Here is a 22,291-nt window from a genome sequence, read left to right on the forward strand (position 1 = left end):
GTTATTAGTGTAAGCGAAAAATTAGCTATCTGTTCAGCCATCTTATTTTTAACAAAACAAAGACCGACATGTGTCGGTCTTTGTTTTGTAATGGCCTTTACGCTATTACAACTGCTGGATACCTGCCACCATCCAGCGTGGGTCGCCATTAATTGGGCGTACAAAATGCCAGATTTCTTGGAACTCCACAGGTGCAGAGTGAAGTGATTCACTCACTTTGCCGTAGAAGCGCACGCTGGAAACCATGCGGCCTTCTTCGGTGGCGCAATCAACAAGTTCGGTATTGAGCTCCGGAAACTCGGCGGGCTCTTCATTGCCGGAGATTTCCTGGCTTAGCTCGTTAAAGAGCTCAGGTGTTAAGTACTTGCGCATTTCATTCACTTGCTCGGCCGAATGCAGGGTTTGCATATGCATAAAGCTGCCCCGTGCCTGGCGAAGAAACGCTGCAGTTTCTGTGCCATCAGGCAGGCGAGTGATACCTGAAGCCGATGGAGCTGCTGCCATATTGCTGGCCTGATCGCCCATACGGAATACACGATCTTGCTGAAGAGGCTGGTTTTGCATGTTGGCAGGCATGCCGGCAAATGCAGGGGCATTAGCTGTAGCCGCTGCAGCTTCTTTGCGGCGACGAATCATGCGCATAGCAAAGTAACCACCCGCGCCGAGTAGCAGTAACAATCCCCATGGAAAGCCGCTACCAGATGATTCAGATGTGCCTGATGCATTGTTAGAGTTCAGCAAATTGCCAAGCAGGTAGCCACCTAGCGCACCAGCAGCGACGCCACCCAGAATCGAGCCCATGCCACTTCGCTGTGGCTGTGGGGCGACTTGCCCAGGCTGTTGTGCAGGTGCGACATTACGTTGAGGAGGTGGAGCGGCCGGGCGCGTATTCTGGCTACGCTGCATGCCGCTTGAGCGGCCACCACCGACTCGTTTTGCTTCAGCGATGCCGCTGGCAAAGAGTGAGGCGGTAAGTAGTGTAACCATGAGTGTGCGGCTAAATTGGCTCATGCCAAGTCCTTGCGGTGAATAATTCAATACATGCTTAGTGAGGCTGAAGCGAAAGAAGTTCAAGTCATTGTGTAAAAAAATGCAGGATGACTTGATGATGAGTATTGGCGCAGCGGATATTTTGGCGCAGCTGGGTAGATCGACACGCCTTTTGGTGGCGCTGAAATCTACACAAGCTGCTTTTGGAGTGCACTGCCTTGAGGCAATGTTGTAGACGATTTAAGCGCGGTGGCCACGCTCAATGGTGACGCCAACCCGACCAACTTCGTGCAAGATGCCGAGTTTTGTGACAGATACCTTAGCCCAAGGCGCGCCAAAGTCTTGCATAATCAGTTGTGCAATATGCTCGGCAAGCGCTTCAAGCAGCAAAAAGTGGCGCTCTTCAAGCACTTTGCGAATGTGTTTGACCACCGCATCGTAATCGATGGTATCGACCAAATCATCGCTGGCACAGGCGCGTGCAGAAGGGATGCCAATTTCCAAATCAAGCTCTACAACTTGCGGCGCAACGCGCTCCCAGTCGTACCAGCCAATAAGGGTGCGCGCACGCACTTCGTGTAAATAGATAATGTCCATGATGGGGTGACTTAATGGGTTTTACCCAGCAGCGGTCATTTAGCTTAAAATCGGAAGCTTACGATTGTAGTGGATTTAGGTATGACACCGTTAATTCTAATTTTAGTAAGCTACCTGATCGGCTCCCTTTCTTTTGCCGTGATTGTCTCTAAAGCCAGTGGCTTGGCCGATCCGCGCAGCTATGGCTCGGGCAACCCCGGGGCTACAAATGTTTTGCGCAGCGGCAATAAAAAAGCGGCTTTGCTCACTTTATTGGGCGATGCGCTTAAAGGCTGGCTGGCGATCGTGCTGGCGCAAGTCGCGGCTTCTTATCTGGGCTTGGGGCCGGAAGTCATTGCTATGGCTGCTGTAGCGGTGACAGTTGGCCATATGTGGCCGGTCTTTTTTAGCTTTAAGGGCGGCAAAGGCGTAGCCACGGCGGCGGGTATTTTACTGGCCTTGGATTGGCGTGTAGGTTTATTAACGCTGCTGCTCTGGCTGGTGGTAGCCAAGGGAATGAAAATTTCTTCTTTGGCTGCGCTCTTGGCCGCCCTGCTTGCGCCTGTGCTGGCTTGGATCTGGTTGCCATCTTCTGCACAAATTACGGCGGTTGTGGTGATTTCGCTACTATTAATCTGGCGTCATGAAAGAAATATTCGAGATTTGCTGACTGGTAAGGAAGGCAGTATCGGTGAAAAGGCGAGTGGGGCCAGCAAAGAGTAGGCAGCAAAAAGGGCAGTAAACTGCCCTTTTTGCTGAATAGATCATCGCGACAGGCGAGATTAGCTGTATTTATTATTGGCACGAACAATTTGCGCTTTTTCGCGCACCCATTCGCGATCTTTTTCGGTATTGCGTTTATCGTGCTGCTTTTTACCCTTGGCTAAACCGATATCCAGTTTAATAAAGCCGTTTTTATAATGCATATTGAGCGCAGCCACTGTGTAGCCGGCACGTTCAACTTTGATCGACAATTTTTCGATTTCACGTTGATTAAGTAATAATTTACGCAGGCGGGTAGGCTCTGGCAGTACATGGCTTGATGCGCTGGTGAGTGGCGAGATATGCGCACCCATTAGCCAGAAGTCGCCCCGCAGATACACCACGTAAGATTCTTTGAGCTGCACACGGCCAGCACGGATTGATTTGACTTCCCAGCCTTGTAGCATAAGGCCCGCTTCAAAACGTTCTTCGATAAAGAAGTCGTGAAAGGCCTTTTTATTATCGACGATCGACATCGCAATGGGTCCGGTTTTGTTTCACTAAACCTTGATTCTAACACTTTACGGAGTAAGTCATAGATGCAGAGAATTCGCGTCATTTATACCGGCGGCACTATTGGTATGTTGCAAAGTGCGGACGGCTATGCGCCCGCACCTGATTATTTGCAGCAGCAGTTGCAAAAGCTCTACCCCGGCCTATCTGTGCTGGAGTATTCCCCGCTGCTTGATTCCAGTGAAATGACGCCTGCGTTATGGAATCGCATCGCGGCCGATATTGCTGCGGATTACGATGACTACGATGGCTTTGTCGTGCTGCATGGTACGGACACCATGGCCTATACCGCTGCAGCACTGTCTTATATGTTAGAAAACTTGGCTAAGCCTGTGGTGGTCACTGGCTCGCAAATACCGTGGTGCGAGCCGGGTAATGATGCGGTAGAGCATGTTGCTGCAGCATTGGCATTGGCGAGCATGCCTGATTTTTGCGAAGTGGCGGTGGTATTCGCTGGGCTGTGTCTGCGTGGCAACCGGGTGCGCAAAGTCGATTGTGATGGCATGGCTGCTTTTGCTTCGCCTAATTTACCTACCTTGGGGCAATGGGCAGCAGGGCGCTGGGTGATGTCTACGATTATTCCTGCGATGGTAAAACCGCTTAAGCCGTTCAGTTTTCAGCCCGTGGCAGAGTCGGCCCGTATTGTGGCGGCAAAACTGGCGCCGGGCTTTAGTGCCCAGTGGCTGGCATCGTCATTATCTGATTTAGATGGCGTGGTGCTGGAGACCTTTGGTGCAGGTAATGCTGGAACCCAGCCTGCTTTAATGGCGGCATTGGCGAAGCAAAGCTTGGTGGTGAATTGCACGCCGTGTTTGCAAGGCTCGGTAAAAATGGGGCGCTATGCGGTGAGCGGCAGTCTGGCGGCGTTGGGCGTGCTCGATGGCGCGGATATGACGCCAGAGGCGGCACTGGCTAAGCTTTATTATGCACAGGCTAAGGGCGCGGATAGGGCAGAGCGGGTGAGTATCTTCTTAAATTCGCGTTCTGGTGACCGATTAGGGTGATTTTCCTTGGTGCTTTTATTGGGCTGTGCTATAGTGCGCCCCTGTGTTCGACGGCGGGTCTCCCCGCATAGCTAGAAGGTGAACTTGGTCAGGTCCGGAAGGAAGCAGCCACAGCTTTTGATGCTAGTGCCGGGGGTTAGGCTCGCCACCTCCCCATTTTAAAGTTTTGCTATTCTGAGCAAGGCTGATCCAAATCCCACTTCTTGTATCTAATTAGGTTGAGCGATGAAATGCAATGCATTCATCGCCGAAATTCGTTTGCCATTTGCTGGCTTAAATCACTGTTTGCGTCCCCCCCTGCTTGATCCAAATCAATACGTGGCAAGGGGGATTACACGAGAATGGTTGTCACGCGAGCTTGATGCTTCGTGTATCTCCAGTGGTAAATTTTGCGCCGCGCACTGTCGCGGCGCCTTTTTTTGTCTGCATTTACTTGTTTTCATAAAAATGGGTCAGCATAATGCGGCATCTCTCTGTTGATGATGCCAATGAAAGCCCTTTTCGACCTCCTCTCCGTTATCCTGTTTTTTGTAACTTACTCCATCACGAAGAGTATTTATGCTGCAACCGGCGTGGCAATTGCGACTACAACGGCGCAAGTGGCCTGGTCATGGTTTAAATACCGCAAAGTTGATGGCATGCTCTGGTTAAGTTTTGGCTTGATTTCTGTACTAGGTGGCGCAACCTTATTACTTCACAACAAAGCCTTTATTTTGTGGAAGCCCACCGTGCTGTACTGGGTGTTTGCCGTTATTTTGTGTGGCTCTCGTTACTTGCGGGGCAAAAACCTGATGCAAAGCCTGATGGGCCCACAAATGAACTTGCCTGCTAAATTATGGGATAAGGTTAATTTAGCTTGGGTTACATTCTTTGTTAGCATGGGTGTTCTTAATCTCTATGTTGCCTTTAACTTTACTGAAGACCAGTGGGTTAATTTTAAGATGTTTGGTACATTGGCGCTGACACTGGTATTTGTGCTGCTGCAAGCATTGGTGCTTTCACGGTATCTTACTGATGATTCGGGAAAAGAGGAGTCTTGATGCTTTATGCAATTATTGCTAATAACTATCCCGATTGCGCTGCCGCACGTTTGGCGAGCCGTTCGGCGCATCTGGCTAGGCTAGAGCAACTGAAAGAAGCGGGGCGCTTGGTGCTTGCCGGTCCTTTTCCTGCAATTGATGCAGTGGATCCTGGGCCTGCCGGTTTTTCGGGTAGTTTAATTGTTGCAGAATTTGATTCGCAGCTGGCCGCGCAAGCTTGGGCTGACAGCGATCCTTATGTAAAAGCAGGGGTTTATGAAAATGTCATTGCAAAGCCCTTTCTCCAAGTCCTCCCCTAGCGTTATGATTACTGAAGAAATACACTCACGGCTTGCCGTATTACAGCCAGAGTATGTTGATGTTTACGATGATAGTGCTTCACATGCAGGTCACGCAGGCAGCGTGGCAGGTGGCGGGCATTATGATTTAACCATCGTATCCGCACAGTTTGCAGGCAAAAACACCTTGGCTCGTCATCGTATGGTGATGGCTTTATTTACCGATTTGATCCCGCACCCTATCCACGCGCTCAGTATTAAAAAAACACTGACGCCGGACGAGTTGTAAAATTGACTGAACCTAAGCTCTACTGACTTTAAGATCAAAGGACTAACACATGCGTCAACCAAACCGTATTGCTCTTGCTCTCGCTGCTTGTTTCTTATCTGCTTCTTTTGCGGCTACTGCTGCAAACGTAGCCACCGTTAACGGCGTTGCTATCCCTGATAGCAAGGTTGATTTCTTCTTGAAGCAAGTTGCTGAACGCGGCCAGAAAGATAGCCCAGAATTACGTGCACGCATCAAGGAAGAGCTGATTCGTAACGAAGTATTGTTCCAAGAAGCACAAAAGAAAGGCGTGGAAAAAAACGCTGAAGTACAGCAACGCCTTGATATGGCTAAGCAACAGATTCTGGTTGGTGCTTACGTGAATGACTACGCTAAAGCAAACCCAGTGAGCGATGCTGATCTGAAAAAAGAATTTGATAAAATCAAAGTTAACTTCAGCGGCAAAGAATACAAAGCTCGTCATATTCTGGTTAAAACAGAAGAAGAAGCAAAAGCAGTTTTGGCTGACCTGAAAAAAGGTAAGAAGTTTGAAGATATCGCTAAGGCGAAATCCGCAGACAAAGGCAGTGCTGTAAATGGTGGTGACCTGGGTTGGTCTACTCCTGCTAACTACGTAAAAGAATTTGGTGAAGCGTTGGCCAAACTGCCTAAAGGCAAAATCTCTGATCCAGTGAAGACCCAGTTTGGTTGGCATGTGATTAAGCTGGATGACCAGCGCGAAGCGAAAGGCCCTTCATTTGAAGAAGTAAAACCAGAGTTGACTCGTGAGCTGCAAGGCCAGCGTGTACAAAAAATGGTTGAAGAATTACGTGCTAAAGCAAAAGTTGAGTAATCCGTTTTTTGTATAAGAAAAGCCCCGCTAGAGAAATAGCGGGGCTTTTTTGTGGGCGGTGATTTAGAACAGTCATATGCCGCTAGGCAGCAAGGTTGTTACTATCTTTTCTAAGCAGGCTCAATCGTTTGTTTAAGATGCTGGATATGTTTTATGTTATCTACCTTTATCGCCTGAGCGGCTGAGAAATGGGGCTGATAAGTCATTAGCCTAAGATGTTGCACGCTATTGCTTGAGGCAATAATTCTAAAAAAAGCCCCGACCTCACTGAGTGGGAGCGGGGCTATTATTCATGCGTTTCTTTAAGCAGGCACTTTATCCATAAAGCGTATGGTTTTTAGTGCAGGGGCGGTGATTTGCAGGGCGAGCCCGCCGCAGGATGTTTCGCGGTATTTTGCGTCCATATCCTTGCCAGTAGCGTACATTGCGGCAATCACTTTATCTAAAGACACTTTAGGGCTGCTGCTGCGGTGCATGGCCATACGGGCAGCGTTGATGGCTTTGACTGCGCCAATCGCGTTGCGCTCGATACATGGAATCTGTACTTGCCCGCCAACTGGATCACATGTCAGGCCAAGGTTATGTTCCATGGCAATTTCTGCAGCCATGCAGACTTGGGCAGGGCTGCCGCCCATCAACTCGGCAAGGCCAGCCGCCGCCATAGAGCAGGCGACGCCTACTTCGCCCTGACAGCCTACTTCTGCGCCAGAGATGGATGCGTTTAGCTTGTATAAGCAGCCAATCGCGCCTGAAGATAAGAAAAAGCGCAGGGCGCTGTCTTCATCTAATGGCTTAATAAAATGATTGTAGTAAGACATTACGCCAGGAACGATGCCGCAAGCGCCATTGGTAGGGGCGGTAATGACGCGGCCACCGGCAGCGTTTTCTTCTGACATTGCCATCGCATACATATTCACCCAATCCATCACATTGAGCGGGTCATGGGCGACATCCAATGAGCTGGTCAATAGATGATGCAGGGCAGGCGCGCGGCGGGGAATGCGCATTGGGCCGGGCAGATTGCCTTCGGTTTTCATGCCGCGCTCGATGCTGCTTTGCATCACACTCCAAACACGGGCGAAATGGGCCTTGATATCGGCCATATCATGGAAGGCTTTTTCGTTTTCGAGTACCAGGGCGGAAATCGACAGGCCGCTGTCTTCGCACATATTGAGCAAATCATCAGCACTTAAAAAGTGATGCGGCACTGGAATATCGTTACAGCTACCTTGATTGAAGTGCTCTTCATCAACAATAAAGCCGCCGCCAATCGAGTAGTAAGTCTTGCTTAGGCAGCAGGTGTCACCCACAAAGGCACGGATCATCATGCCGTTTTCGTGCAGGGGCAGGTAGCTATCTTGGAATACAAGGCTAAAACCAACGCGTTGCTGGGTGCGGCCTAGGCAGATCGTGCCGTTTTGCTCTACTTCATGCACGATGCTGGCCATATTGTCTAAATCAATCGTGTCGGGCAGATTGCCTGCTAGGCCCAACATGATGGCGTGATCGGTGCAATGGCCTTTGCCTGTGAGGGAGAGCGAACCGTAGCAATCTACTGCAATTTTGGTAACGGCATTAAATTGCCCGGTTTCTTTAAGCGTGCCTAAAAACTGGTGCCCTGCTTTCATGGGGCCAATGGTGTGCGAGCTTGATGGGCCAATGCCAATTTTGTAAATATCTAAGGTGCTAAACATGGCTACTTCCTTGTGAATACAGCCTGCTCTGTATGAGTGCAGGCTGTATATATCGTGTCTAGGACATGAGGCTGAAGAAGATGGCAGAGATGGCAATGACACCAATCAGCACAACGAATACATTGCTGGCTGCGCCGGAATACTTACGCATGGCAGGTACTTTACGGATGGCGTACATCGGCATGAGGAATAGCAAGATAGCAATAACAGGGCCGCCTAGTGTTTCAATCATTCCCAGGATATTTGGGTTGATGGTGGCGACCAACCAAGTGGTAATCAGCATAAAGATCGAGGTGTAACGCTCAAGCTTAGGTGTTGAAATGGTTTTACCTTTTTCACGCAATTGTTTGATCACCAAGCCATGCAGACCTTCTTTGGCACCAAGATAGTGGCCAAGGTAGGATTTAGTAATGGCGATAAAGGCAATGATCGGGGCCATCCAGGCAATAACCGGGTTGTCAAAGTGGTTTGCAAGGTAGGACAAGATTGAAATATTTTGCGCTTTAGCGGCAATCAAGTCGGCAGGAGCCAAGCTAAATACACAGCTAAATACAAAGAACATCACCGACAACACCATCATGATATGGCTGCGTAACAAGATTTTAGAAGCCACTTGGTCTTCTTTGCCCGGGTGCAGCTTTTTTTGGCTCACAGCAAAAGAAGAAATGATAGGTGAGTGGTTAAACGAGAACACCATCACCGGGATCGCTAGCCACAGCGTTTTGTAGAAAGAGCCGCTGCTTAGTGCATCGCCCAAGCTGCCTGCATGATCGAGCACGGAGCTATTCCAGTTCGGGATTAGGTAAACCGCTAAAACCATCAGCGCAATCACAAAGGGGTAGACCAGTACGCTCATGGCTTTAACAATAAAATCGCCACCTAATCGCACAATCGACATCAGCCCCAAAATCAAACACAGCGCAAAAATACCGCGTGTGACGAGATCAGTGCCTACAGCAATATGCATTTGATGGGTGAGGAAAGACAATACCGTGTTGGTAATGGCCACGCTGTAAACTAATAGAATGGGGTAGATGGCAAAGAAGTAAAGCAGAGTAATGAGTTTGCCTGCGCCCTTACCAAAGTGCTCTTCTACTACCTCGGTGATATCGCCATCTTTAGTTGAGCCAGAAAGCACAAACCGGCTCAGCCCTCTGTGTGCAAAAAAGGTCATTGGCAAGGCTAGCAGTGCCATCATAATTAGCGGCCATAAACCACCAATCCCTGCATTAATGGGTAGGAATAAAGTACCCGCGCCAACCGCCGTGCCATAAAGCCCTAGCATCCAGACCGTATCTTGCTTGGTCCATGTTGCTGCGCTGTGTGGCAGCGCTAGATCATTGAGTGTGGTATCAGACATGATGTTTTCTCGATTAAAAAATAGTGATTTAGTTGTTGTTTTTTAAGTAGCGATAAAGCGTGGGCTCTGAAATAGCCAGTAATGAAGCTGTTTTGGCGATAAATCCTTTCACAAGGAAAACGCCGTTTTGTTCTAGTTTTTGCACAATGTCTTTTTTATCGGCACTGCTTAAGTGCTTGGCGTCGATAGGGTAGCTGGCTAAGGCCTGCTGAATAATGTCGTCGCCTAATTGCTCTACCGAGTGGCTGAGTAACTCCTCGCTTGGGCTATTTTCTTCGTGTTGAAAAAACTGATGGAGCAATTCGCTGGCGTGTTGTAGTTGATGATCGTTGCGATTAATGCAAAGCATGGCAACCGAGGTGCCGGTTTCGTCTTTAAGCAGCATGCTGGAGCTGCGCAGACGATGGCCATCGAGCGTCTTGCCGGGATAGTTGGTGCGAAAAGGTGCTTTGCTACTGTCTTGGCATTCGCGCAGCAGACGCAGGGCAAAGTCTGTAGCGGGGGCGCCTGGCTCACGGCCGGAAATTGGGTTTTTAATGATTCGCAGGGAGTTTTCCAGCTGGGTCATATCGTGCACCGCAATCTCTGCGTGTGTGCCTAGCACTTGAGAGAGAAAGCTTGAAAGCGTGTCGAGGTCTATCGAGATCTTCATGATAAAAAATTCTTGTCTTGATAAGTTGATGTGGATTTTACTCCCGATATCCTGTCCTTTATGTTGGATTTAGTACGTTTTTTGACGCGCATCAATAAATAATTTTTCATGTAAATAATTTATTATTAGCATGATGTTCTAATTTTTATTTTTTTTGTTAAATTTTGTTCTGTTTTTTGAGTGTTTAGCGCATTTTTTGTGAATTGTTGCAATTTTGTTTGTTTGTTGCAAAATTTACTTTTATGTTTGCGTTTATTGATGGCGTAAAAAAACCAACATGCCTTTGCTATTGAAGGCAATGTTGGTTTTTTGATGCGTCAAGCCTTGCTTTATAAGGCTTGGGGAGTTGTAGGGCAGTAGTTTTTATTTATGCGGGAAATATTATATTCAGTAAAAAAAGAAGGCATCAAGGTCGTAGTTTGTACCAGAGCATGCCTAAAAGCTCATGCAGGGCGAAGCTGCTGTTGCTCATGGCCTGTGCTTTTGGCATAAATGACAAGATAGATAATGGCTCCTGATTTGCATAATCTGTTGCCGCTGGAATAACGTTAAATCCTTGTTTGGTAAATGCACTTTGCGCGCGTGGCATATGGACAGCCTGAGTCACAAGGATGATTTTTGCGTTTTTAGGCAAAAGCTGAGCACTTAAGCTGGCATTTTCCTGGGTATCCACTGATTCACTTTCTATCCAGCGTACGGGCGTATTGAATTCTTTTTGCAAAATATCGGCCATCAGAGTGGCTTCGCTGATGCCGCCCAATGGTTTCCCACCGCTGACTAAGATGGGCAATTTACTTTTTTTTGCTAGCTGGGCGGTATAGCGCAGGCGCATTAAGGTGGCATTGTTGATCGTCTCACCTTCAATTTGGTCGTAAGCCGTAAAACGCTTTCCGCCGCCTAAGCTGACAATTGCGATGGCATCGTTTGGAATAAACTTGAGTGCTGGCGGCTCAACCATCAGCAGGAGTGCATTGGCCACAAGCGGCATGGAGAGTGTTGTGAGCAATAGCAGACTGCTTGCAATAAGGCTGCGGGCAAGGCGAGGCTTGCGGCTAATGAGGAACAGGCCAATGGCAATCAAGAGTAAAAAAAGGCCGGGAGGTAAGAGCCAGGCTGCAATGGCATTTTTAGCAAGTACGGCAGAATGCATGAGTTTCCAGAGGAGTAGAGATGAAGCAGGCAGGATTATATAAGGGAAGTTAGAAAGCGATCTTCCCTTGTTGCTCTGTGTGGCTTAAATAATATCCACCCGTATGTCTCTACGATGCTTGAAGGCTAGCACTAGGTACGCTTTGAAGCCAAACCTTGCCAATTTAAGTACAAATACCATAGGAGCGGCTTTGGCCAAGAATGGTTTAAATGGAGAGGGTTGATTTTGAGATGCCTGGCATAAAAAAACGAGCCGCAGTGTGCGGCTCGTTGTGTGCGGCTTGAAAATGCGGGGCTTACTCGCCTAGATACGCTTGCTGAATCTTTGGGTTGGCCAAGAGATTTGCTGCGGTGTCGGCCAGCGTAATTTTGCCTGATTCCATCACATAGCCGCGGTTGGCGGTTTGTAGTGCCAGTTTGGCGTTTTGCTCAACCAGCAGCATGGTGACGCCTTCGGCCGCGATCATTTTGATAATTTCAAAAATCTTTTGCACGATAATCGGTGCCAGGCCCATCGATGGCTCATCCAGTAGCAGTAGCTTAGGCCTGCCTAAAATAGCACGGCCAATCGCAACCATTTGCTGCTCACCACCAGACAGCGTACCTGCCAGCTGTTTCATACGCTCTTTCAGGCGGGGAAAGAGGTAGTAAACACGCTCCATATCATGCTCAATAGCCGCTTTGTCGTTGCGTGTATAAGCCCCCATTAAAAGGTTCTCTTCTACGGTCAGGCGGCTAAAAATACCACGTCCTTCAGGCACCATAATCAGCCCCTGTTTAACATAATCGTAAATTGGCTTTTTAGCCGTCGATTTACCGTCAAACAAGATTTCGCCAGAGCTGGGGTTGCACATGCCGATCAGTGTTTTAAGCGTGGTGGTTTTACCCGCGCCATTGGCTCCAATGAGGGCGACTAGCTCACCTTGATTGATTTCTAAATCAATGCCTTTTACTGCGTGGATACCGCCGTAGGCCACTTTAAGGTCTTTTACTTGTAGTAATGGGCCACTCATGCTCTTGCAACTCCTTGAAACGCCACTTGCAGCTTATTGATTTGGCTTGTATTGATTTGCTGTAATCGCTTGTTCATTCTGGCGCAACCCCTAGATAGGCTTCGATCACGCGTGGATCGTTTTTTACCATGTCGGGTATACCCTCAGCGATTTTCTTGCCGTAATCCAGCACCGCGATGCGATCACACAGGTCCATCATCAGCTTTACATCGTGTTCAATCAGCAAAATGGTGACGCCATCGTTTCTGATCTTTTCCATCAGTTTTTTAAGATCGTCCGTTTCTTTCGGGTTCATCCCTGCAGCAGGCTCGTCCAGCGCCAGCAGCGTAGGGCGGGTGGCCAATGCACGGGCAATCTCTAGGCGGCGCTGATCCCCATAAGACAAATTACGCGCTAGCTCCTTGGCATGTTTGCTGATGCCAACATAAGCCAGTAGTTCGGCGGCTTTGCTGTGGATTTCGGCTTCTTCTTTAACCGCCTTAGGGCTATGGAAGACCGCGCCTAAAATGCCGGAGTTTGTTCTTACATGCTGGCCCACCATCACGTTTTCTAGGGCCGTCATATTGGCAAATAAGCGAATATTCTGAAAGGTACGGGCAATGCCAGATTCAACGACTACGTTTGGCTTTTGGCGGAATAAATCCAGGCCATTAAAACTAAAGCTGCCTTCGTCAGGCTGATAAAGGCCGGTTAGCACATTAAATAGCGTGGTTTTGCCTGCGCCATTGGGGCCGATCAGGCCGTAAATCTCACCCTTGTTGATGGTTAGACCTACGCCGGATAGGGCGTGCAGACCGCCAAAGCGCTTGGTAATACCGTCAATTTTTAGAAGTAATTCGCTCATGCCTTTGCCTCTTCATCTTTTTCATGGAACTCTGCTTTACGGCGCTGGGAGGGCCAGAGGCCCTCAGGGCGCAGCAGCATAACCACAATCATGGCAAGGCCAAAAATCAGCATGCGTAAGTTTTCCGGATCGACCACTTTGCGGCCAACCAGGGCGTGTTGTAGCGGGTTGATTACATCACGCAGAATTTCCGGTGTGATCGATACAATAATCGCACCTAAAATCACGCCAGGAATATGTCCCATGCCGCCCAATACCACCATACATAGCACCATGATGGATTCCATCAGCACAAATGATTCTGGTGAAACAAAGCCCTGGAAGCTGGCAAATAGAGCACCAGATACGCCGCCAAAGCTCGCGCCCATCGCAAAAGCGAGCAACTTGATATTGCGGGTATTGATACCCATCGCGTTGGCAGCAATTTCATCTTCGCGAATCGCAACCCATGCACGGCCAATACGGGAGTTTTGCAAGCGTACTGATACAAAGATAATCAAGAGGCAGAAGGCTAAAATCAAGTAGTAGTAAAGATGCACTTTTTCAAAAGACAGGCCTAAAAACTCAATCGGGCGACCAAAATCGTAACCTGCAATCTGCACGGTCTTGATATTGTTAATTCCTTGCGGGCCATTGGTAATATTGATCGGGCGATCAAGGTTATTCATAAAGATGCGGATAATTTCACCGAATCCCAGCGTTACAATCGCCAGATAATCCCCTCGCAGTTTTAAGGTGGGGGACCCCAGCAAAACCCCGAAGATGCCCGCAACCAGCCCTGCCATAGCAATCATGACCGGGAAAGAGGGGTAAATGAGCCAGGCGGGTAATATGGCTGCCAGATGGGGCGAATTAAGAATGGCGTATAAATATGCGCCCACTGCATAAAAGGCGATATAGCCCAAATCTAATAGCCCGGCATAGCCCACAACAATATTGAGTCCGAGTGCCAGCATAATATAGAGCAGGGCAAAATCTATGGTGCGAATCCACGATTTACCGCTTTCAAAGCTACCCGTTAATACAAAGGGCAGGATAAGCATGATCACCGCCAGCACGGCCATGCCGATCAGCCGGGCGCGGGGATTTTCTAGTTTTAATAACATGGTCGTTCCCTTGGGCTTAAGCGCGGTCTGCTACACGTTCGCCTAGTAATCCGGACGGACGGAACACCAGTACGATAATCAGCACGATAAAGGCGAAGATGTCTTTGTAGTTACTACCAAATGCACCGCCGGTTAAATCGCCCAGATAGCCAGAGCCTAGGCTTTCGATGAGGCCAAGCAATAGTCCGCCTAATACCGCGCCACCTAAATTGCCAATCCCGCCCAGTACTGCCGCTGTAAAGGCTTTCAGGCCAATTAAGAAGCCCATATAGGCGTGTGCCTGATCGTAATTTGCGGCAACCATGACGCCTGCTACAGCGCCCAGCGCTGAGCCAATCATAAACACCATAGAAATAATGGAATTGATATTGACGCCCATAAGGCCGGCGACTTCCGGGTTTTGAGCTGTGGCACGCATAGCACGGCCTAATTTGGTACGTTCAATTAGGAAGAACAAGCCTGCCATCAAAGCCAGCGCCAAGCCAATAATGGAGATCTGCAAGCTGGTAATGGTTGCGCCGCCAATTTCGTGGATTGTGGTTGGCATAATGGCTGGAAAAGGGCGGTAGTTACGGCCCCAGATCAGCATGGCCACTTGTTGCAATACAATCGATACACCAATCGCCGTAATCAAAGGTGCTAGTCTTGGTGCCTTACGCAGCGGTCGGTAAGCGATTTTTTCGATGGCGTAGCCTAAAAGAATTGATACCGGCACTGCCATCATAAAGCCGACGAGCAATAGCATCGGGCCGGGCAGTGAAACATTTTGCCCTAGCAAAAGATTGATACATGTAATGGTTACCATTGCACCGATCATTACGATTTCGCCATGGGCAAAATTGATCAGCTGCATGATGCCGTACACCATGGTATAGCCGAGGGCAATCAGCGCATAAATGCTACCGACAACCAAGCCATTAAAAATTTGCTGGAGAAAAATATCCACGTTGTTTAGCCCAAGTGAGGAGTGCAGATGCGATTGAATAAGACCATTACAGTTTGGTCTGAGTGCGAAAATTAACCTTGAATAATACCTGCGGATACTTGTGAATTTCCCCAACTGGCAATCTTGAACCAGGCTGTTTTAAACAAAAAGATTGCCATTAATTAAGTAATGGATTCCATTTAGATATTAGCCTGAAATAATTTTAATATTCATTATTCTGAAATGTTTATTCTTTTTTAAACAAGCAGATAAGGTGTAGGGGGGGAATTGATTGTGAAACAATGATTTTAAATGTGAGTAGAAATGTAGGGGTTTATACAGGGGCTTGCCGGGAGGGCCATTGTTTTTTAGGATAAAGGGGAGCGCGGGTAAATAGAATGCCTTAATCGCTTGTCATGTGGTGCGGCGTAAATAGGGTAAGCGGCGTGTAAAAACCTTGCGTTGCCATGTGTAGAGAGTACTGAGCTTGAAAGGTATTGCTAAAAGCATAAAAAAAGCCACCGAGTTATTTTCGGTGGCTTTTTTTTATTCAAACGAGATTAAAATTGCTTGGTTTGAACTTGTACAAGTGGTTCGGCGGATGTATCTACCGGAGCTGCGGCCGTTTCGCGTCGAGCGCGTACCGGTGCATCATTGGCTGTTTGTGATGCAACTGCTGCATTGCTGGCGGCTTGTGTTTCTACTTGCTGCAACATAGGTGCTTCACTGCTGGCTACGGTGTTGCTTGCTTGTGCATCACGACGACGGCGGCGTACCGGAGCGGCTGCCACAGGATCACTTTCCGCTGCTAAAGCACGCGTTGCAACCATAACCAATCCCGCCGCTTCCGGCGTACCAATGACAAGTGCTGGTGCAGCAGGGATCGCTACCGGAGCGGGAGCGGGTACAGGGGCGGGCACGGGAGCCACCGGTGCAGCGATAGCTACAGCCGGAACTGGCGCTGGTGCCGCTACCGCTACTGGAGCAGGTGCAGGCTCGACAACAGGAGCGGGTATGGGTGCTGCTACAGGTGCTGCCATAGGAATAACAACTTCTGGAGCCACTACGGGAGCAGGTGCTGCCACAACGGATACAGCAGGCACAGGTACTGGTGCAGGCACTGCCGCAACGGGCACAGCAGGTACATGTACTGGTGCAGGTGCAGGTGCAGGTGCAGGTGCAGCCACAACAGGAGCAGGTGTTACTACAACCGGTGCAGTAGTAACGGGCGCTGCTGAGGCACTTGCTGCTACAGGTGCTGTATGTGTTGGCTCTGTGGCAACAAAACCAGGAGCGGGTGCATCAATTGCAGTGAATGCCGCTTCTGTACCCGGCGCTGATTCAACACGCTCACCACGGCGCTCACCACGACGGCTACGACGACGACGACTACGTTGTTGCTCGCTTGCGTCATCCGTGTTGTTTTCTATAGCGGGCGTAGTCAGCAAGGCTTCGGTCTGGGCAACAGCAGCTTCTTTGCGTGGCTGACGTTCCTGGCGCGGAGGGCGCTCGTTGCGAGGACGCTGTTCTACCGCCGGGGTTTCGTTGCGCTCGCTGCGATCATTGCTTGGAGTACGTTCACGTGGCTCGCGGTTTTCACGCGTTTCACGAGTTTCGCGGCTCTTTTGCAAGTCTTCTTCGATACGTGGCTTGCCACTGCTACGGCGCGGCTGGGCAGGCGCTTCTTCGTTACGGGCCGGGCGCTCTGCACGAGGCGCTTGGCCTTCACGTGGTTCACGAGGAGGGCGCTGGCCACGATCATTGCGATTGCGTGAGTTATTTTGCGGGCGGGCAGCAGCAACCGGTTTAGGTGCTTCTACTGGCGCAGCAGCAGGCTCGCCTTGGAACCAAGTGACTAGCTTTTTCCAGAGCGATGGAATAATGACATCATCGCTTGGTGCGGCAATACGGTCACGAGCGGAGATCGGCGCTGGCTGGTCTGGCGTAATGCCTTTGACCATGGCTTCCTGGCGCTTGGTTTGCTCTTCTTTCACTTTACCTGGCTGATAGCCTGTTTCGCTTGGCAAATCGACCATTTTATAAGAGGGCACTACATCTTCAATATTGCCGATATCTTCGTGGCGCAGACGTGACAGGTTGTAGTTTGGCGTTTCCAAATGGGTATTTGGAATCAAAATCACGCTTACTTTCAGGCGTGCTTCAAGTGCAAAAATCTCGGCGCGTTTTTCATTGAGCAAGAAGGTTGCAACATCAACCGGCACTTGTGCATGGATTGCGCCGGTGTTTTCCTTCATTGATTCTTCTTGAATAATACGCAGGATATTTAGCGCAGAAGATTCAATGCCGCGTGTAAAGCCAGTGCCGTGACAGCGCGGGCAGGCGATGTGGCTGGTTTCTTCTAAGGAAGGCTGCAAGCGTTGACGGGATAATTCCATCAGGCCAAAACGGCTGATTTTGCCAGTCTGAACGCGAGCACGGTCGTGGTGCAGGGCGTCCCGCAGGCGGTTTTCGACTTCACGCTGATTCTTTGGGTTTTCCATGTCGATAAAATCGATCACGATCAAACCACCCACGTCACGCAGACGCATCTGACGGGCGATTTCGTCAGCGGCTTCCATATTGGTACGCAGTGCGGTTTCTTCGATATCGGCACCCTTAGTAGAGCGAGCCGAGTTCACGTCGATGGAGTACAGCGCTTCGGTCTTGTCGATCACAATTGCGCCGCCGGAAGGCAAATTCACTTCGCGGGCAAAAGCGGTTTCGATTTGATGCTCAATCTGGAAGCGCGAAAACAGTGGCACATCATCCTGATAAAACTTCACGCGGTTTACATTGGCCGGCATCACATGGCTCATAAACTGGCGTGCTTGCTCATAAATATCGAGCTTATCAATCAGAAGTTCGCCGATTTCCGGCTGGAAGTAATCACGGATTGCGCGGATCACTAGGCTTGATTCCTGATAAATTAGGAATGCGCCAGTTTGAGTAGAGGCAGCGCCTTCAACCGCACGCCAAAGTTGCAATAGGTAGTTTAAATCCCATTGCAATTCTTCAGCATTACGGCCAATAGCCGCAGTACGTGCGATCAGGCTCATACCGTTTGGTGTTTCGAGTTGGTCGAGTACAGCGCGAAGCTCATTACGCTCTTCGCCCTCGATACGGCGAGAAACGCCGCCGCCACGTGGGTTATTAGGCATCAGCACCAAATAACGACCTGCCAAACTGATGTAGGTCGTGAGGGCTGCGCCTTTATTGCCGCGTTCGTCTTTTTCGACTTGAACGATCAGCTCCTGGCCTTCTTTGAGCGAATCGCCGATGCGAGGGCGGCCATGGCCGTCACCGCTGTCGTTGAGATAGGCACGGGCTACTTCCTTAAATGGCAGGAAACCGTGGCGATCGCAGCCATAATCAATGAAGCAGGCTTCAAGGCTAGGCTCTACGCGGGTAATCACACCCTTGTAGATATTGGATTTCCGTTGTTCTTTGCCAACGGTTTCGATGTCGAGGTCGACTAGCTTCTGACCATCAACAATCGCAACGCGCAGCTCTTCGGCTTGCGTTGCGTTAAATAGCATACGTTTCATAAAAAATGCTCCGGCTCGCACTCACGCGGCAGGAATTAGGTTCTGGCAAGCCCAGCGCAACCGAACATGACTAAAATGCAGACATTGTTAGTTAAGTGCTCGCATCCTAAGTCAAGACAACAAAGGTATTGGAGGCGCGGGTGGGGCTATTTCCATGCAATTATTTACAGTGGCCTGCAAAACGGCGGTGAAGTTCATACCTAGCCTTGAAAATGGGCCTAAAATTCTTGTTTTAATCCATCTTTTTACAAGAGTTTTGGCCAGTTTAGCTTGCTGGTTTTTATTCTTCTCTCACCTTTTTTTAGAAGGCCATTACAAGGTGCTTAGCTGCCGAACGTACCATACCGGCGTTTTTACTTGTTTTTCTGTAAAAGTAGGCCAGTACGCTAATAAGAATCCGATGAGTGCTTTATATATACAAATCAATTACCATCGCTGCTTTTTGCGGTGAGCGAGATAACCGCTTCCCGGAACTTGTTGCATAAGCCTGACGGCAGATAGGCGAGCCCCGCGCTTGCGCTCCCTGTTTTACTAAGACTGGCTTTTTGTGCCAGTTGGGAGGCGTAGAGTGTTTTTACTCTACGGCGGGAAGGTAATCGCCGACTGTATCGCCCTGCAGTATTGCTTTAAGAGCGGGATCTAAAAGTGGCCTTAGCCACCTTACGCAGTGCTTGTTTGAAGCGGGTAATTAAAAGTCCCTTGTCAAAACAAGCCCTTGCGGTAATCGTTGCCGTTGCGTTTTTATCGCTTCGGCCAACCTGCTACAACCTTCTGGGTTGTGGCGTGCGGAGAGTATAAGTCAAGATGAAGGGCAGTAGCAAAGCATCCGTCACGTTCCTGACCGTGGACGAAGAAGATGCCGGCCAAAGGCTGGATAATTTTTTGTTAAAACACCTCAAGGGCGTACCAAAAAGTCATGTTTATCGCATTGTGCGTAGTGGTGAAGTACGCGTAAATAAAGGCCGCAGTGATGTGACTTATCGCATCGTTGCCGGCGATATTTTGCGCTTACCTCCGGTGCGCGTGGCAGAAAAGCCAGACGCAGCGCCTGCGGTGGCGGCCTCACACCGTATCGATATTCCAATTATCTTTGAAGATGATGCGATTCTTATTCTGAATAAGCCTGCAGGTTTGGCTGTGCATGGAGGCTCTGGTGTGAGCTTTGGCTTGATCGAGCTGATTCGTGCCCAGCGCCCGCAAGCCAAATTTTTAGAATTAGTACATCGTCTGGATAGAGAAACCTCAGGTATTTTAATGGTGGCCAAAAAGCGTTCTGCGCTGACCGTGCTGCAAGATGCCTTGCGTGATAATCACCGCATCGATAAGCGATACTTGGCTTTGGTGAAAGGTGTGTGGGAGAATCCGCGCAGTCATGTTAAGTTTTCTTTGCTGAAATACAACACAGCCGAAGGTGAGCGCCGCGTGCGTGTTTCACCTGAGGGGAAAATTTCACATACCGTGGTGAATCGTCGTAAGGTATGGAAGGATTGCTCTTTGCTTGAGTGTGAGCTTAAAACTGGCCGAACTCATCAAATCCGCGTGCATCTGGCGGCCAGTGAGCATCCTATTTTGGGCGATGAAAAGTATGGTGACTTTGCTTTGAATAAAATCTTGCCAAGACAGGGGCTGCGGCGCATGTTTTTGCATGCTTGGCGATTAATCGTTGATCATCCGATCACGGGTAAGCCTTTGGAGCTGGAAGCGCCTTTGCCGCCTGAATTACAATCTTATATTGACCTACTTGAGAAAACGCATGCCTAAACAGTTTGATTTGCTGGTGTTTGACTGGGATGGCACTTTGATGGATTCCACTGGCACCATCGCCCGTGCGATTCAATCGGCGTTTGCCGATGTGGGCCTCGCGGTACCGACAGATAAAGAGGCTCGCTATGTGATTGGCTATGGTATGCAAGAGGCAATGCAATATCTTGCCCCGGATGCAAAGCCTGAACAAATCACTGAAGTGGTGAATATCTATCGTCGTCATTATCTGGCCAAGGATCAGGAAGTGACTTTGTATGATGGGGTGATGGAATCTTTGCCGCTCTTTATTGAGGCAGGATTTCAGCTGGCGGTGGCAACGGGTAAATCCAGAGCGGGTTTGGATCGGGTTTTGGCATCCACCGGTTTGGGGGCGTTTTTTAAAGTGACGCGCACGGCAGATGAGGCATTTTCTAAGCCTCATCCGGCGATGCTGCATTACATCTTAGATAAGTGTCATATGGAGGCGGGCCGTGCCTTGATGATTGGCGACACCACGCATGACTTGCAACTGGCACAGAATGCGGGAACGCAAAGTGTGGCATTGACTTATGGTGCGCATAAATTGCCTGAGTTGCTGACGTGTAAGCCACTGGCGCATTTTGATGATTTCTACGCTCTAAAAGATTGGATTTTGCTCAATGCCTGAGCGGGTATTGTGCCAGAGTCAGGATTTGCTTGAACGAGGCTTGGCTCAGCGTTTTACCTTGCAATGGGGAGGGCGTGAGCGCAGTGCCTTTGTGTTTCGATATGATGCTGCTGTTTACGCTTATATTAATGAGTGTGCGCATATTCCGATTGAGCTGGATTTTAACCCGGGGGATTTTTTTGATTATTCTCACTCCTGGCTGGTTTGTTCTACACACGGCGCATATTACGCGCCAAATACAGGTCTTTGCTTGGGCGGGCCTTGCCCCGGCCGCAAGCTTATTTCTTTGCCGGTTCGTGAATACGCGAATCAAGTTTATTTGATCGAGGAACAGCATGAATGAATCTTGGGAACGCGAACAATTACAAAGTTTGCTGCATGCCGGTATTAAAGAGCGCCGTAGCACGCGTCGCTGGAATATCTTTTTTAGATTACTGACCTTTAGTATTGTGATTATGATCTTTGCCGTGAGCATGGGTTGGGTTGGTGGTAAGGCGGGAGATGAGCTGACTGGCCCGCATACGGCCGTGGTTCGTTTGGAAGGTGCGATCTCTGCGGGCGGTGAGGCCGATGCTGCTACCTTGATCGAAGGCTTAACTGCGGCATTTGAAGATAAAAACACCAAGGCTGTGATCTTGCAGGCCAATAGCCCCGGTGGTAGCCCTGTGCAGGCAGGGATGATGGCCGATGAAATTGCACGTTTGAAAAAGCTGCATCCAAAGATTCCATTTTATGTAGTGATCGAAGAAATCTGCGCCTCAGGCTGCTATTACGCTGCAGCTGGAGCAGACAAGATTTATGCGGATAAAGCCTCGATGGTGGGCTCGATCGGTGTCTTGATGGATGGTTTTGGCTTTAGTGGCGTGATGGAAAAGCTGGGTGTTGAGCGTCGTCTGCTGACTGCCGGTGCAAATAAAGGATTTTTAGATCCTTATTCACCGATGAGCCAGGGCCAGCGTGATAAAGCGCAAGTGATGCTTGATGAAATTCATCAGCAGTTTATTGGTGTGGTTAAAGCCGGTCGTGGCAATAAGTTGGCTGATAATCCTGATCTCTTTTCCGGTCTTGTGTGGAGTGGTGCTGCCAGTATCAAGATGGGTTTGGTCGATGCTTTAGGCTCAGTAGATAGCGTGGCGCGCGATGTGGTTAAAGCCAAAGAGATCGTCGATTTTACGCCTCGCCCTAGCTATGCAGATCGTTTGGCGCGCCAGATTGGCGTATCAGCAGCGAATAAATTGGTGTCTGAGTTTAATTTGCAGTTGAAGTAATCTGCAGGGCGGGTAGGTTTCTCACTCACGCGTTTTAGAAT

22 protein-coding genes and 1 other RNA gene are annotated in these 22,291 nt (G+C 49.3%); 11 read left to right on the top strand and 12 right to left on the bottom strand.

Annotated features, from left to right (window positions below; all coding sequences use genetic code 11):
* Positions 1 to 105 precede the first annotated feature (105 nt).
* Together VN23_RS03055 and VN23_RS03060 are read right to left on the bottom strand one after the other, a co-directional pair.
* Complete coding sequence (locus VN23_RS03055; protein WP_046353271.1) at positions 106 to 1,011, bottom strand: Tim44 domain-containing protein; 906 nt, start codon at positions 1,009 to 1,011, stop codon at positions 106 to 108.
* A 219-nt stretch (positions 1,012 to 1,230) separates the two neighbouring features.
* Positions 1,231 to 1,587 carry a dihydroneopterin aldolase gene (locus tag VN23_RS03060; RefSeq protein WP_046353270.1) on the bottom strand — a complete coding sequence of 119 codons (357 nt, stop codon included), beginning with the start codon at positions 1,585 to 1,587 and terminating at the stop codon, positions 1,231 to 1,233.
* Between the two features lie 81 nt (positions 1,588 to 1,668).
* Between VN23_RS03060 and plsY the strand changes: the two genes are divergently transcribed.
* Positions 1,669 to 2,289 (top strand): glycerol-3-phosphate 1-O-acyltransferase PlsY, encoded by a 621-nt coding sequence (gene plsY / locus VN23_RS03065; RefSeq protein WP_046353269.1) that lies wholly within the window; start codon positions 1,669 to 1,671, stop codon positions 2,287 to 2,289.
* A 59-nt stretch (positions 2,290 to 2,348) separates the two neighbouring features.
* Here the strand turns inward: plsY and smpB are convergent, their stop codons facing one another.
* The gene (gene smpB / locus VN23_RS03070; protein WP_046353268.1) at positions 2,349 to 2,804 is read right to left on the bottom strand and encodes an SsrA-binding protein SmpB; all 456 of its coding nucleotides are present in this window, start codon (positions 2,802 to 2,804) and stop codon (positions 2,349 to 2,351) included.
* Between the two features lie 63 nt (positions 2,805 to 2,867).
* On the opposite strand from smpB, the gene VN23_RS03075 reads away from it, so the two are divergent.
* The 6 genes from VN23_RS03075 to VN23_RS03100 all read left to right on the top strand — a co-directional run bounded on the left by VN23_RS03075 (position 2,868) and on the right by VN23_RS03100 (position 6,284).
* Entirely contained in the window at positions 2,868 to 3,845 is a 978-nt protein-coding gene (locus tag VN23_RS03075) for an asparaginase domain-containing protein (protein ID WP_046353267.1), read from the top strand.
* Positions 3,846 to 3,897: 52 nt separating this feature from the next.
* Positions 3,898 to 3,995: signal recognition particle sRNA small type (gene ffs / locus VN23_RS03080), an RNA gene on the top strand.
* Positions 3,996 to 4,333: 338 nt separating this feature from the next.
* A complete protein-coding gene (locus tag VN23_RS03085; RefSeq protein ID WP_046353266.1) occupies positions 4,334 to 4,885 on the top strand; it encodes a septation protein A in 552 nt (183 codons plus the stop codon).
* Positions 4,885 to 5,184, top strand: a complete 300-nt coding sequence (locus VN23_RS03090) for a YciI family protein (RefSeq protein ID WP_046353265.1) — start codon at positions 4,885 to 4,887, stop codon at positions 5,182 to 5,184. Before VN23_RS03085 ends, VN23_RS03090 begins: the two co-directional genes overlap by 1 nt.
* Complete coding sequence (locus tag VN23_RS03095) at positions 5,147 to 5,452, top strand: BolA family protein (RefSeq protein WP_046353507.1); 306 nt, start codon at positions 5,147 to 5,149, stop codon at positions 5,450 to 5,452. Before VN23_RS03090 ends, VN23_RS03095 begins: the two co-directional genes overlap by 38 nt.
* Before the next feature lie 49 nt (positions 5,453 to 5,501).
* On the top strand, positions 5,502 to 6,284 hold the full coding sequence (locus tag VN23_RS03100; protein WP_046353264.1) for a peptidylprolyl isomerase: 783 nt from the start codon (positions 5,502 to 5,504) through the stop codon (positions 6,282 to 6,284).
* A 302-nt stretch (positions 6,285 to 6,586) separates the two neighbouring features.
* Here the strand turns inward: VN23_RS03100 and VN23_RS03105 are convergent, their stop codons facing one another.
* From VN23_RS03105 to VN23_RS03145, 9 genes are all read right to left on the bottom strand, one after another.
* Positions 6,587 to 7,978 carry an L-serine ammonia-lyase gene (locus VN23_RS03105; RefSeq protein ID WP_046353263.1) on the bottom strand — a complete coding sequence of 464 codons (1,392 nt, stop codon included), beginning with the start codon at positions 7,976 to 7,978 and terminating at the stop codon, positions 6,587 to 6,589.
* Between the two features lie 58 nt (positions 7,979 to 8,036).
* Complete coding sequence (locus VN23_RS03110; RefSeq protein WP_046353262.1) at positions 8,037 to 9,338, bottom strand: HAAAP family serine/threonine permease; 1,302 nt, start codon at positions 9,336 to 9,338, stop codon at positions 8,037 to 8,039.
* Between the two features lie 28 nt (positions 9,339 to 9,366).
* The gene (locus tag VN23_RS03115; RefSeq protein ID WP_046353261.1) at positions 9,367 to 9,990 is read right to left on the bottom strand and encodes a helix-turn-helix transcriptional regulator; all 624 of its coding nucleotides are present in this window, start codon (positions 9,988 to 9,990) and stop codon (positions 9,367 to 9,369) included.
* A gap of 406 nt (positions 9,991 to 10,396) precedes the next feature.
* Positions 10,397 to 11,140, bottom strand: a complete 744-nt coding sequence (locus VN23_RS03120) for a YdcF family protein (RefSeq protein WP_046353260.1) — start codon at positions 11,138 to 11,140, stop codon at positions 10,397 to 10,399.
* A 295-nt stretch (positions 11,141 to 11,435) separates the two neighbouring features.
* Positions 11,436 to 12,152 carry an ABC transporter ATP-binding protein gene (locus VN23_RS03125; protein ID WP_046353259.1) on the bottom strand — a complete coding sequence of 239 codons (717 nt, stop codon included), beginning with the start codon at positions 12,150 to 12,152 and terminating at the stop codon, positions 11,436 to 11,438.
* A 73-nt stretch (positions 12,153 to 12,225) separates the two neighbouring features.
* Positions 12,226 to 12,996: an ABC transporter ATP-binding protein gene (locus VN23_RS03130; RefSeq protein ID WP_046353258.1), complete on the bottom strand. Its 771-nt coding sequence runs from the start codon at positions 12,994 to 12,996 to the stop codon at positions 12,226 to 12,228.
* Positions 12,993 to 14,102, bottom strand: coding sequence for an ABC transporter permease subunit (locus tag VN23_RS03135; RefSeq protein ID WP_046353257.1), 1,110 nt, complete (start codon positions 14,100 to 14,102; stop codon positions 12,993 to 12,995). Before VN23_RS03135 ends, VN23_RS03130 begins: the two co-directional genes overlap by 4 nt.
* 16 nt (positions 14,103 to 14,118) lie before the next feature.
* Positions 14,119 to 15,048, bottom strand: coding sequence for a branched-chain amino acid ABC transporter permease (locus VN23_RS03140; protein ID WP_046353256.1), 930 nt, complete (start codon positions 15,046 to 15,048; stop codon positions 14,119 to 14,121).
* A gap of 539 nt (positions 15,049 to 15,587) precedes the next feature.
* Positions 15,588 to 18,572, bottom strand: coding sequence for an Rne/Rng family ribonuclease (locus VN23_RS03145; RefSeq protein ID WP_082752568.1), 2,985 nt, complete (start codon positions 18,570 to 18,572; stop codon positions 15,588 to 15,590).
* Between the two features lie 804 nt (positions 18,573 to 19,376).
* On the opposite strand from VN23_RS03145, the gene VN23_RS03150 reads away from it, so the two are divergent.
* The 4 genes from VN23_RS03150 to VN23_RS03165 are packed head-to-tail and all read left to right on the top strand — an operon-like array spanning position 19,377 to position 22,250.
* Positions 19,377 to 20,333 carry an RluA family pseudouridine synthase gene (locus tag VN23_RS03150; RefSeq protein ID WP_046353254.1) on the top strand — a complete coding sequence of 319 codons (957 nt, stop codon included), beginning with the start codon at positions 19,377 to 19,379 and terminating at the stop codon, positions 20,331 to 20,333.
* Positions 20,326 to 20,982, top strand: coding sequence for an HAD-IA family hydrolase (locus VN23_RS03155; protein ID WP_046353253.1), 657 nt, complete (start codon positions 20,326 to 20,328; stop codon positions 20,980 to 20,982). The genes VN23_RS03150 and VN23_RS03155 overlap by 8 nt, the downstream gene beginning before the upstream one ends.
* Positions 20,975 to 21,325: a Rieske (2Fe-2S) protein gene (locus tag VN23_RS03160; RefSeq protein ID WP_046353252.1), complete on the top strand. Its 351-nt coding sequence runs from the start codon at positions 20,975 to 20,977 to the stop codon at positions 21,323 to 21,325. The genes VN23_RS03155 and VN23_RS03160 overlap by 8 nt, the downstream gene beginning before the upstream one ends.
* The gene (locus VN23_RS03165) at positions 21,318 to 22,250 is read left to right on the top strand and encodes a S49 family peptidase (protein WP_046353251.1); all 933 of its coding nucleotides are present in this window, start codon (positions 21,318 to 21,320) and stop codon (positions 22,248 to 22,250) included. Before VN23_RS03160 ends, VN23_RS03165 begins: the two co-directional genes overlap by 8 nt.
* The last annotated feature ends 41 nt before the right edge of the window (positions 22,251 to 22,291 follow it).

It is taken from the genome of Janthinobacterium sp. B9-8 (genome assembly GCF_000969645.2).
Taxonomy (GTDB): domain Bacteria; phylum Pseudomonadota; class Gammaproteobacteria; order Burkholderiales; family Chitinibacteraceae; genus Iodobacter.

Excerpts from the sequence above, each read along its gene's own strand:
- VN23_RS03055 (WP_046353271.1), bottom strand. The coding sequence starts at position 1,011 with ATGAGCCAATTTAGCCGCACACTCATGGTTACACTACTTACCGCCTCA.
- VN23_RS03060 (WP_046353270.1), bottom strand. The coding sequence starts at position 1,587 with ATGGACATTATCTATTTACACGAAGTGCGTGCGCGCACCCTTATTGGC.
- plsY (WP_046353269.1), top strand. The coding sequence starts at position 1,669 with ATGACACCGTTAATTCTAATTTTAGTAAGCTACCTGATCGGCTCCCTT.
- smpB (WP_046353268.1), bottom strand. The coding sequence starts at position 2,804 with ATGTCGATCGTCGATAATAAAAAGGCCTTTCACGACTTCTTTATCGAA.
- VN23_RS03075 (WP_046353267.1), top strand. The coding sequence starts at position 2,868 with ATGCAGAGAATTCGCGTCATTTATACCGGCGGCACTATTGGTATGTTG.
- VN23_RS03085 (WP_046353266.1), top strand. The coding sequence starts at position 4,334 with ATGAAAGCCCTTTTCGACCTCCTCTCCGTTATCCTGTTTTTTGTAACT.
- VN23_RS03090 (WP_046353265.1), top strand. The coding sequence starts at position 4,885 with ATGCTTTATGCAATTATTGCTAATAACTATCCCGATTGCGCTGCCGCA.
- VN23_RS03095 (WP_046353507.1), top strand. The coding sequence starts at position 5,147 with ATGTCATTGCAAAGCCCTTTCTCCAAGTCCTCCCCTAGCGTTATGATT.
- VN23_RS03100 (WP_046353264.1), top strand. The coding sequence starts at position 5,502 with ATGCGTCAACCAAACCGTATTGCTCTTGCTCTCGCTGCTTGTTTCTTA.
- VN23_RS03105 (WP_046353263.1), bottom strand. The coding sequence starts at position 7,978 with ATGTTTAGCACCTTAGATATTTACAAAATTGGCATTGGCCCATCAAGC.
- VN23_RS03110 (WP_046353262.1), bottom strand. The coding sequence starts at position 9,338 with ATGTCTGATACCACACTCAATGATCTAGCGCTGCCACACAGCGCAGCA.
- VN23_RS03115 (WP_046353261.1), bottom strand. The coding sequence starts at position 9,990 with ATGAAGATCTCGATAGACCTCGACACGCTTTCAAGCTTTCTCTCTCAA.
- VN23_RS03120 (WP_046353260.1), bottom strand. The coding sequence starts at position 11,140 with ATGCATTCTGCCGTACTTGCTAAAAATGCCATTGCAGCCTGGCTCTTA.
- VN23_RS03125 (WP_046353259.1), bottom strand. The coding sequence starts at position 12,152 with ATGAGTGGCCCATTACTACAAGTAAAAGACCTTAAAGTGGCCTACGGC.
- VN23_RS03130 (WP_046353258.1), bottom strand. The coding sequence starts at position 12,996 with ATGAGCGAATTACTTCTAAAAATTGACGGTATTACCAAGCGCTTTGGC.
- VN23_RS03135 (WP_046353257.1), bottom strand. The coding sequence starts at position 14,102 with ATGTTATTAAAACTAGAAAATCCCCGCGCCCGGCTGATCGGCATGGCC.
- VN23_RS03145 (WP_082752568.1), bottom strand. The coding sequence starts at position 18,572 with ATGAAACGTATGCTATTTAACGCAACGCAAGCCGAAGAGCTGCGCGTT.
- VN23_RS03150 (WP_046353254.1), top strand. The coding sequence starts at position 19,377 with ATGAAGGGCAGTAGCAAAGCATCCGTCACGTTCCTGACCGTGGACGAA.
- VN23_RS03155 (WP_046353253.1), top strand. The coding sequence starts at position 20,326 with ATGCCTAAACAGTTTGATTTGCTGGTGTTTGACTGGGATGGCACTTTG.
- VN23_RS03160 (WP_046353252.1), top strand. The coding sequence starts at position 20,975 with ATGCCTGAGCGGGTATTGTGCCAGAGTCAGGATTTGCTTGAACGAGGC.
- VN23_RS03165 (WP_046353251.1), top strand. The coding sequence starts at position 21,318 with ATGAATGAATCTTGGGAACGCGAACAATTACAAAGTTTGCTGCATGCC.